General features: G+C 33.3%; 5 protein-coding genes. 3 read left to right on the top strand and 2 right to left on the bottom strand.

Annotated elements, in window-relative coordinates:
- Positions 1–819: 819 nt before the first annotated feature.
- Entirely contained in the window at positions 820–1,221 is a 402-nt protein-coding gene (locus tag F6K23_RS09045; protein WP_293153617.1) for a hypothetical protein, read from the bottom strand.
- A gap of 71 nt (positions 1,222–1,292) precedes the next feature.
- Positions 1,293–1,886: a DUF6232 family protein gene (locus F6K23_RS09040; RefSeq protein WP_293153614.1), complete on the bottom strand. Its 594-nt coding sequence runs from the start codon at positions 1,884–1,886 to the stop codon at positions 1,293–1,295.
- Between the two features lie 242 nt (positions 1,887–2,128).
- Here F6K23_RS09040 and F6K23_RS09035 point away from each other — a divergent pair, with 242 nt between their 5' ends.
- The 3 genes from F6K23_RS09035 (at position 2,129) to F6K23_RS09025 (ending at position 8,951) form a co-directional block, all read left to right on the top strand.
- Complete coding sequence (locus tag F6K23_RS09035) at positions 2,129–3,565, top strand: NB-ARC domain-containing protein (protein WP_293153611.1); 1,437 nt, start codon at positions 2,129–2,131, stop codon at positions 3,563–3,565.
- Positions 3,566–4,517: 952 nt separating this feature from the next.
- Complete coding sequence (gene hemE, locus F6K23_RS09030) at positions 4,518–5,582, top strand: uroporphyrinogen decarboxylase (protein ID WP_293153608.1); 1,065 nt, start codon at positions 4,518–4,520, stop codon at positions 5,580–5,582.
- A 2,406-nt stretch (positions 5,583–7,988) separates the two neighbouring features.
- A complete protein-coding gene (locus F6K23_RS09025; protein ID WP_293153606.1) occupies positions 7,989–8,951 on the top strand; it encodes an NAD(P)-dependent oxidoreductase in 963 nt (320 codons plus the stop codon).
- Positions 8,952–10,002 lie beyond the last annotated feature (1,051 nt).

Genomic DNA, 10,002 nt, shown 5'->3' with positions numbered 1-10,002 from the left:
CTCTATTTTTGTTAGGTTTCCCACCTCAACCAAACCGACAAGTGGTAAATTTTTTGTCGGAATTTTCTCCTGTGTCAAAGTCGGGAATATCCTAAGTTGGGTTCAGGGATATTGCCACCCAACATATATAGCTAAAGGAAGAGGAAAAAATATTGAAATACATCTCTATTTTTGTTAGGTTTCCCACCTCAACCAAACCGACAAGTGGTAAATTTTTTGTCGCATTTTCTCCTGTGTCAAAGTCGGGAATATCCTAAGTTGGGTTCAGGGATATTGCCACCCAACATATATAGCTAAAGGAAGAGGAAAAAAATTGAAAGATACCTCTATTTTTGTTAGGTTTCCCACCTCAACCAAACCGACAAGTGGTAAATTTTTTGTCGGAATTTTCTCCTGTGTCAAAGTCGGGAATATCCTAAGTTGGGTTCAGGGATATTGCCACCCAACATATATAGCTAAAGGAAGAGGAAAAAATATTGAAATACATCTCTATTTTTGTTAGGTTTCCCACCTCAACCAAACCGACAAATGGTAAATTTTTTGTCTAATTTTATGACCTGTAAAAGTCGGGAATACAGTAGGTTGGGTTAAGCAGTAGCGTAACCTACCATATATAGCAAAAGAAAGATGAAAAAAGTCGAAATACACCTCTATTTTGTTTGGTTTATCCTACGGATAAGCTCCGCTAACGTTCCTCAACCCAACCTACGAATGGTAAATTTTTTGTCGGAATTTTCTCGTATGTCAAAGTCGGGATTAAATTTTAATTCCTCACCAATTTAGTTGTCTTTTCGTAATCTGAAGATTTGCTGATATATCCTAATTTTCAAATCCAAAGAAACTGGCGATCGCTGGTAATAATTTTTTCCACTCCTGAATTAATTTTGCTGTCTTAGGTAACTCTGTAAATAAGCCTTTAAAAAATCTAATTACTCCTTTTGCTTTTTGTTGGTTTTCCTGGGGATTTTTTCCTGCTTCTGCCAAACTTTGTAATTTCTTTAAAGCTTCTTCTTTATCCTCTTGACTCAAATTTGATTCTGCTTCAATTGCTGCTTGAAGTTGAGTCAAAGATTCTTTAATTCCTGGTTTGTTTGGTTCGGAAGAATCTGGTAATTTCTTGATAGAAGCAGTAACACTAACACTAAAATTGCCCTGAACTTCATTACCTACAGTTATAGGGGAATTTTGATTTGATCCAATGCTGATAGAGTTGTCTTTCATCTGTGAACCTTACTTAATTATGAAAAATTTGTTACTTTAAAAATAATCTGATGCCTTTTATTCTAAAAAGTTTATGGAATAATCTTATCTACCTTTACATCTACATCTACATTTCCCTGAATAGTATTGTTAGATAGGATAGGGGAATCAAAATTGGTTCCTACAATATTGCTTCCATTAATCGAATAATCATTAAAGTTAAAGGTTGAGGGTTTTAATTTGCCCGTTCCAGAATTCATAACAAACCATAATTCAACAATTATTCTTTGAATCCATCGTTTACTTGAGCTAACTATAATGCTTTTATACCCTGAATTTCCTTCAATAACTAGACCATACTGTTCAGAAGTTCTATTAGGTCGATAATGACACAATAGCAAAATATCAACTATTATCAGTAATAAGCCAAATATTTGGAAGTTTTTGTTTGAAGATTGAAGTAATATAACAGCTATAGAAATAAGTAATATAGCACCTATAAGTCGCACAATTGAATAATTTATAGTTCTTTTTTTAGTGTTTTTAACTTCAATCAAACTAATACTGGTAATGTTGTTAATTTGATAAATAGTATTTTCGTAGATTAGAGTTTTTCCTCTAACTTTTAGAACTGATGGTTCTACTTCTTCTGGTTCAGGATACGATTTTGGTAAATTATCATCCACCCTTCAATTGGCTTCAAAATTATTCTTGTACTAGAACTTAGCAGTCAGCTTTTTTTAAGCTGTACAACTTAGTTTAGATAGAATAAAAATATTAACTACTCATAATATTGAGTCAGAAAATTTTTCATCATATCCTAAATCCTAATTTAAGAGTTAAACTTAGTTTTGACTATACTAAATTGCCTGCTTAAATCGCGATTTTTGTAAATAAAAATCAAGTGAATATAGGAAAATATCCTAAAATGTCCTATGAGAATGAGCTAAAATGGCTAAAACTATTATTAAATCTAAACTCAATGACTATTACAGAAATTTTACAATTTGCCGATCGCCTAGTTTTTGCTCATAGAGGAAAACATTTAGATGATATTCAAGAAACAGTTATTAAAGGTGTTTGTCAAGGTAAAAATTATGACAATATTGCACAAGAATGTAACCGTAGTGAAAGTCGAGTTCGAGATGTAGGTTATCAATTATGGAAAACTTTTTCCGAGAGTTTAGGAGAAGATATTAATAAATCTAATTTTCGCTCTACTATTGAAAGATTACACATACAAGAAAAATCACGACAAAATATTTGTGTAGGAACTAATCATAATTTCGGGTCACAAAATCTATATCAATATCAAAAATATCCTCAAGATTCTCAAGTCAAAGACATAGATAAAACAACTTTTCAGGATTTAAGTATTGCCCCTACAATTAATCCTGCTTACTTTTACGGACGTACTCAAGAACTAGAAATTTTATCCAACTATATCTTCCGTCAAAAAACTCGTCTCATGTCAGTATTAGGATTAAGCGGTATTGGCAAAACAACCCTAGTCAAAAGATTTATTGACTTGAATATCCCACAATTCGATGTAGTAATTTGGAGAAATTTAAAACTTGTTAAATCTCTAAACTCTCTAATGACCGACCTCTTAAAAAAAATCAGTATCCAAAATCAAAATATTCTCATCTCAGACGAACAATTAACCCAATTTTTAGACTTATTATCTAAACAAAAATGTTTAATTATTCTCGACGACGTACAAAACATATTTATCAGTAGAAAATTTGCCGGACAATATCAAACTAAACACACAGAATATCAAAACCTCTTCCAAGCGATCGCTCAAACCGAACATCAAAGTTGTGTAATATTAATTAGTCAAGAAAAAGCTCAAGAAATGACAGCCTTAGACCGAGAATTATATCCAATTCAATGTTTAGAATTAGAAGGCTTAGATAATTCATCCGGAATAGAAATAATCCAAGAATATAAATTACAAGACCGAGACTATTGGCTGAAATTAAACAATACGTATCTAGGCAATCCCTTATACTTACAATATATATGTACTTTAATCAAAGATATTTTTCAAGACCAAGTCTCTCAGTTGATAGCTGAAGGGAACTTAATTATCACAGAAGAAATGAAACTACTCTTCGACACCTCATATCAGAAAATGTCAGACATAGAAAAACAAATAGTTTTAAAAATAAGTAAATCCCATGAAAATGTTTCAATAGAAGACTTAAAAAAATCCTGCTCATTATCCTCTATAGATATTATCAATGGATTACAATCCCTGAAAAAACGATACTTATTAAATTCAATAAAAAATAACAATACCTTATTTAGCCTATCTCCCTTATTCAAAGAATATATTAAAAACTTTCAGATGCAAAACTAAACTATTTAGTAGCAGTTAGGAGTCAGGAGTCAGGAGTCAGGAGTCAGAATGTTAAAAGCTTTCAATTCACCAAATAAATATTTTTTGTCTTTTCCCTATTCCCTATTCCCTATTCCCTATTCCCTATTCCCTAAAAAGCAAAATTAAGTAATTTTTTTAATGATTTTAGCCACGAATTCTGATAACTTACAGCAGGTTCAGTAGTTAATGCGGTCAAACTGAAGAAATAAATATTTTTTGCCTGCCTCCTATTTTATACTCCCTACTACCTTTCAGAATTTTAAAAGTTTTAAATTCACCGAATAAATATTTTTTACCGAATAATTAAGTTTTAAAGCCTCTCCTTTAGAAGATAAACAAGAAAAAAAAATCCTTTGAGTCGATCCTCTTCTTTTCAAAGGGAGGTAACTGTTAATCATTAATCATTAACTATTAATTATTAATTGTTGAAATGTACCCTATTGCCTATTCCCTAAAATGCCAGATTAAGTAATTTTTCTGAATAATTTTAGCAACGAAATTTTATAACTTACAGCAGGTTCAGTAATTAATAGCAAATATCAAAAGTGTTGCTATACTTAAGTAGCACTTCAATTATTAAGTAATTAACACAGGCCGAATAACTTTTTTTAATAATTATTAGCTAGGAGCGTATTAATTATTCATCTTTTTACTTCTCTTACACTTCCCCACTCCCTACTCCCTACTCCCTACTCCCTTTCTGAATAGTAAACTTTCGTTACAATCGAAAGTCTAATATTTCCACAGATGTCACGTCCTTGTAAACTTAACTAATCAGGACAATCATATTGACCTACTGATACTGATATAGCAGAAGGCAAAAGGGAAAGGCTATCTTGAAAATTTGAGTTTGAGACCTTTGTTATGTCCCAACCTTATGCTTTGCTAGCTATTTAGATAAAAAATTTGAGAAGTAGAAGGTAAAATAAAGATGGCCGAATCAAGCCAACTACCATATTTATTACGAGCAACCAAGGGTGAAGTCTTAGACCGTCCACCTGTATGGATGATGAGACAAGCAGGACGTTACATGAAATCTTATCGAGATTTACGAGAGAAATACCCCTCATTTCGTGAGCGTTCCGAAAACGTAGATATTGCTGTGGAAATATCTCTGCAACCTTTCCACGCATTTAAACCTGATGGAGTAATTTTATTCTCAGATATCCTAACCCCACTTCCAGCAATAGGCATTGACTTTGATATAGTCGAAAGTAAAGGACCAATAATTGACCCTCCTATTCGCACCCAATCTCAAATTGACCAACTTCATCCCATCGAACCAGAAGAGTCTCTACCTTTTATTAGAGAAATTTTACAAATCCTCAAAAGAGAAGTTAAGAACGAAGCAGCAGTTTTAGGTTTCGTTGGGGCACCTTGGACATTAGCAGCTTATGCCATAGAAGGTAAAAGTAGTAAAGATTATACTTTTATCAAGAGAATGGCCTTTTGCGAACCAGAAATGTTGCATCAGTTTCTCGGCAAACTAGCAGACGCGATCGCCGTTTATGCTCGTTACCAGATAAATAGTGGAGCGCAAGTTATCCAAATGTTTGATTCTTGGGCAGGTCAACTTAGTCCTCAAGATTATGAAACTTTTGCCTTGCCATATCAAAAACGAGTAGTACAACAGGTTAAGGCAACTCATCCAAACACACCTTTTATTCTTTATATTAATGGCAGTGCTGGATTGTTAGAAAGAATGCCCCAAACTGGTGTTGATATAGTTAGTGTAGACTGGACAGTAGACATCGGCGAAGCAAGACAGCGACTAGGTAAAAATATTGGCATACAGGGAAATATAGACCCAGGCGTACTTTTTGGTTCTAAAGAATTTATCAAGTCTCGCATTTTAGAAACTATCCGCAAAGCAGGCAACCAAGGTCATATTCTGAATTTAGGACATGGTGTGTTGCAAAAGACTCCTGAAGAAAATGTAGAATTCTTCTTTAAAACTGCTAAAGAGGTCAGCAATTTACTAGCAGTAACCGCTTAGTTGAATTAAACCATATCTAGAGATTTCCATTAATTTTTGTTTTGCCTAGGGGTGAGTTTATACTTGCCCCTATATTTTAGCAGAAGGAAGAAGGAAGAAGGAAGAAGGAAGAAGTAGGAAGTAAGAAGTAAGAAGTAAGAAGTAAGAAGAAATAAGGAAAAATATTATTTTGTCTGAGTTTTGTAGCACTTTTAATATAGATAGACTGCAGTTATTACGGGCAACCCAAAAGCATTTTTGGCGTTGCTGAAGTAAGGAATAAAAGTCAACTTTCAGTAAGTAAATTTTCAGCCAAAACAATAGTGCAAACTATACCTATTTCTTTCTTTCTATTTAGTCACCGAAAAACTCCTTTCTACCTACTGACTCCTGACTCAGTCCTTCTGTGAAATCATACATTTATTCAGCAACGCCACATTTTTCTACTCCCTACTCCCTACCCAAAAATAATTAATTTTGTGGTCTACTTATAATGAAAAGCACTTTCAACAATTAATAATTAATAATTACCTCTCCTTGAAAAGAAGAGGATTGACTAATCATGAAAAATTTTTTTGTTTCTTCTTGAAAGGAGAGGATTTTTACCTTAATTATTAGGTAAGCTTTTGATATGTCAAATACAGTAATAGCGACTCCTATATTATTCAACTTATTGGGGACTTCCAAGTAAAAAAAATCCCATTGCACTGAACTTAGAGGAGCAGGAAGTAGGCAGTATAGAGAGTCTAAGAATTGGATAATTTATTTTTTGCTATTGCTTTATTTGTCTCATTATTTAGCTTCTTATTGACAAATTTGAAACTTGATTTAGGCAGACCATCTTGCTTCGCACTCTGACAGACATCAAAAATAAAATCTGGCAATTACTCCTATTATTTACCATATTAAAGGAAGAAGGAAGAAGGAATAAGGAATAAGGAAGAAGGAATAAGGAAAAATATTGTGTTGTCTGAGTTTTATAGCGCTTTTCAGATAGATAGACTACAGTTAGTACGACCAACCCAAAAGCATTTTTGGCGTTGCTGAAGTAAGGAATGACAGTCAACTTTGAGTAAGTAAATTTTCAGCCAAAACAATAGTGCAAATTATACTTATTTCTTTCTATTTAGTTACCGAAAAACTCCTTTCTACCTACTGACTCCTGACTCGGTCTTCCTGACAAACTTAATGATTCGGTAAGCTTTATGATATATCAAATACAATAATGGCGACTCCTATATTATTCAACTTATTAGGGACTTCCAAGTAAAAAAAATCCCATTGCACTGAACTTAGAGGAGCAGGGAGTAGGCAGTATAGAGAGTCTAAGAATTGGATAATTTATTTTTTGCTATTGCTTTATTTGTCTCATTATTTAGCTTCTTATTGACAAATTTGAAACGTGATTTAGACAGAGCATCTTACCTCGCACTCTGACAGACATCAAAAATAAAATCTGGCAATTACTCCTATTATTTACCATATTAAAGGAAGAAGGAAGAAGGAAGAAGGAAGAAGGAAAAATATTGTGTTGTCTGAGTTTTATAGCGCTTTTCAGATAGATAAACTAAAGTTAGTACAGTCAACCCAAAAGCATTTTTGAAGTTGTTGAAGTAAAGAATGAAAGTCAACTTTGAGTAAATTTTCAGCCAAAACAATAGTGCAAACTATACCTATCTCATTCTATTTAGTCACCGAAAAACTACTTTCTACCTACTGACTCCTGACTCCTGACAACAGTTATTTATAAGTACTCAACAGAACATAATATAACACTTCAGTTATTAAATAATTAGGGCTTGCTGATTAAATATAAAACCATTGACAGATATAGACTTTAGCCTTTTTAGGTCTGAAATACCTTGGTTTTCAGCTCTTCATGCTCAAAAAGTTAGTATTTTAGGCGCATAGTTGGGCATAAAAATTAAGGGACAAAACTTAGCTCCTACCTCCTCGCTCATTCCCATTTCTCCCCTCCCCTCCTAGGAGGGGTTAGGGGTGGGTTGTCTCCTGTCTCCTACTCCTACTAAAAGACTTTTTCAGCAAACCCTAATTAACACTAACTCAATCGCCTTTTTGCTAATTTGAGCAAATTGAATGTTAATTATTCTTATGTTTACTTCCCCTCCACCGGAGGGGTTAGGGGTGGGTTCTCTTCCTTTACAGACTTTGCATGCAACATCCCTACCCACTCCCCTACTCCCATGCTCAAGAAAATGTAGAAAAGTTTTTGATAAATAGGATTGCACATCCGTATTTTTACCGTTAGTTAAAATCCGATTTTTTTACCTAAAATAACTAAGAAAGAGTGTAAACCTCTTTGGATACATAAAATTTATTTGCTATAGTCTAGAAGATAGTATCAACAGTAAAAAATTACTTATAATCGGAATTTTACCTATCATCTAAGACTGAAAATATTTTTTTATGAGCCATAAACGGATTTTTGTAACGGGTGCTAGTGGGTGTATCGGTCACTATATTGTTGAGTCATTAATTCAAAATACTCAACACGAACTTTTCTTATTAGTGCGAAACCCGGAAAAGTTAAAAGTTGATTATAAAGCTCGTTCTGGTGTAAATCTTTTAACAGCAAATATCCGAGAAATTGAAAGGTTTTCAGACTTACTTTCAGAAATTAATGTAGCTATTCTCATTGCTACTGCTTGGGGAAACTTACAGGAAGTATTTGATATAAATGTTGTCAAAACAATTAAATTAGTCAAATTACTCAATCCAGAAGTATGTGAAAATATTATCTATTTTTCTACAGCTAGTATTCTTGATAGTCAAAACAAATTACTCAGAAAAGCTGGTGAAATTGGTACTGATTATATCCGTTCTAAATATGACTGTATGTATCAGTTATCTCGACTCAAGAATGTTCCTCCTCTGACTTGTCTTTTTCCTACTTTAGTTTTAGGAGGGAATGAGGAAAAACCTTATTCTCATCTTTCCTCTGGTTTGCCAGAAATAATTAAACATATTGGTTTAATTCGGTGGTTAAAAGCTGATGGGAGTTTCCATTTTATTCATGCTGAGGATATTGCTAGAGTCGTTACTTATCTAGTAGAAAAACCGCCCCAGTCAAAAGAACTACAAAAATTAATTTTGGGGAATCCACAAGTTACAGTTAATCAAGCTATTGATGAAATTTGTGCATATCTGAAGAAGCGAATTTATCTCCAGTTTAATTTGTCTCCTTGGTTGATAGAGGTAATCATTTCAGTATTCAAAATTCAAATGGCAGCTTGGGATAGATTTTGTTTAGAATATCGTCATTTTACATATCAAAATCCAGTTAATCCAGCTACTTTTGAATTACCAACTTTTTGTCCTACTGTTGCTGATATTTTGAAAACTAGCCACTACGCGGAAGTTAAAAGTTAAAATTAAAAATTCAAAAGTCAATCATTTTTGATTGGTAAGGCTTCTAGGATTTTGTAACTGGTTAGTTATTTCTGCCATCCTGCACTAGAGAAGTAGAAAGTTCTCAAATCCTCCACTCAGAAAAATTTATTCGTTTCATTTTCTGAAGCTCAAAAAAATTGAGAGGAAATTCCCAGGGAATAAACAAAAAAACTGTGGTATTATAAAAGTATAAGGGCTAACTCGCCTATACGCATGACTTTTTATTCAACGCAAAAAACAGGGTAACAGAGTTTCAAACATAAAGTGTGGCGGTGGATGATGTAGATAAGCTCGCTACCTCTTGGGAACTAGAGATATTTTCCATAACTGAAGAAGAAGCTTTCAAATCCTCAAGTCAGAAAAATTTATTTGCTTCATTTTGTGAAGCTCAAAAAAATTGAGAGGAAATTCCCCAGGCAACTCACAAAAAATTGTGATAGTATAGAACGATAATGGTAAACTCGCCTATATGCATGACTTTTTATTCAACGCAAAAAACAGGATTGCAGAGTTTCAAACAAATATAAAGTGTAGGGATAGATGATGTCGAAAATATCGCCACTCAACACTTAATTAATCTAGGCACTCATCAACTACCAACTTCTTGTCCTACTGTTACTTATACGCGTGAGAACTAGAGATATTTTTCATAACTAGCCACTACGCGGAAGTCAAAATTCAAAATCCAAAAGTCAATCATTTTTGATTGATAAGACTTCTAGGATTTTGTAACTGGTTAGTTATTTTTGCCATCCTGCACTGGAGAAGTAGAAAGCTCTCAAATCCTCAACTCAGAAAAATTTATTCGTTTCATTTTCTGAAGCTCAAAAAAATTAGAGGAGATTCCCAGGCAATAAACAAAAAAACTGTGGTAGTATAAAACTATAATTGTAAACTCGCCTATACGCATGACTTTTTATTCAACACAAAAACAGAGTAATTTCAAACAAAGATATATAGTGTGGCAATGGATGATATGGAAAGTATCGCCACTCAACACTTAATGAATCCAGCCACTCTTCAAATACCA

Source organism: Okeania sp. SIO2C9 (assembly GCF_010672455.1).
Classification (GTDB): Bacteria; Cyanobacteriota; Cyanobacteriia; order Cyanobacteriales; family Microcoleaceae; genus Okeania.
The sequence above is the reverse complement of the archived record's forward strand: the minus strand, read 5'-3'. Positions and strand labels throughout refer to the sequence as shown.

What these genes read in the sequence shown, in the direction of transcription:
- F6K23_RS09045 (WP_293153617.1), bottom strand. Translation starts at nt 1,221, where the DNA reads ATGAAAGACAACTCTATCAGCATTGGATCAAATCAAAATTCCCCTATA.
- F6K23_RS09035 (WP_293153611.1), top strand. Translation starts at nt 2,129, where the DNA reads ATGTCCTATGAGAATGAGCTAAAATGGCTAAAACTATTATTAAATCTA.
- hemE (WP_293153608.1), top strand. Translation starts at nt 4,518, where the DNA reads ATGGCCGAATCAAGCCAACTACCATATTTATTACGAGCAACCAAGGGT.
- F6K23_RS09025 (WP_293153606.1), top strand. Translation starts at nt 7,989, where the DNA reads ATGAGCCATAAACGGATTTTTGTAACGGGTGCTAGTGGGTGTATCGGT.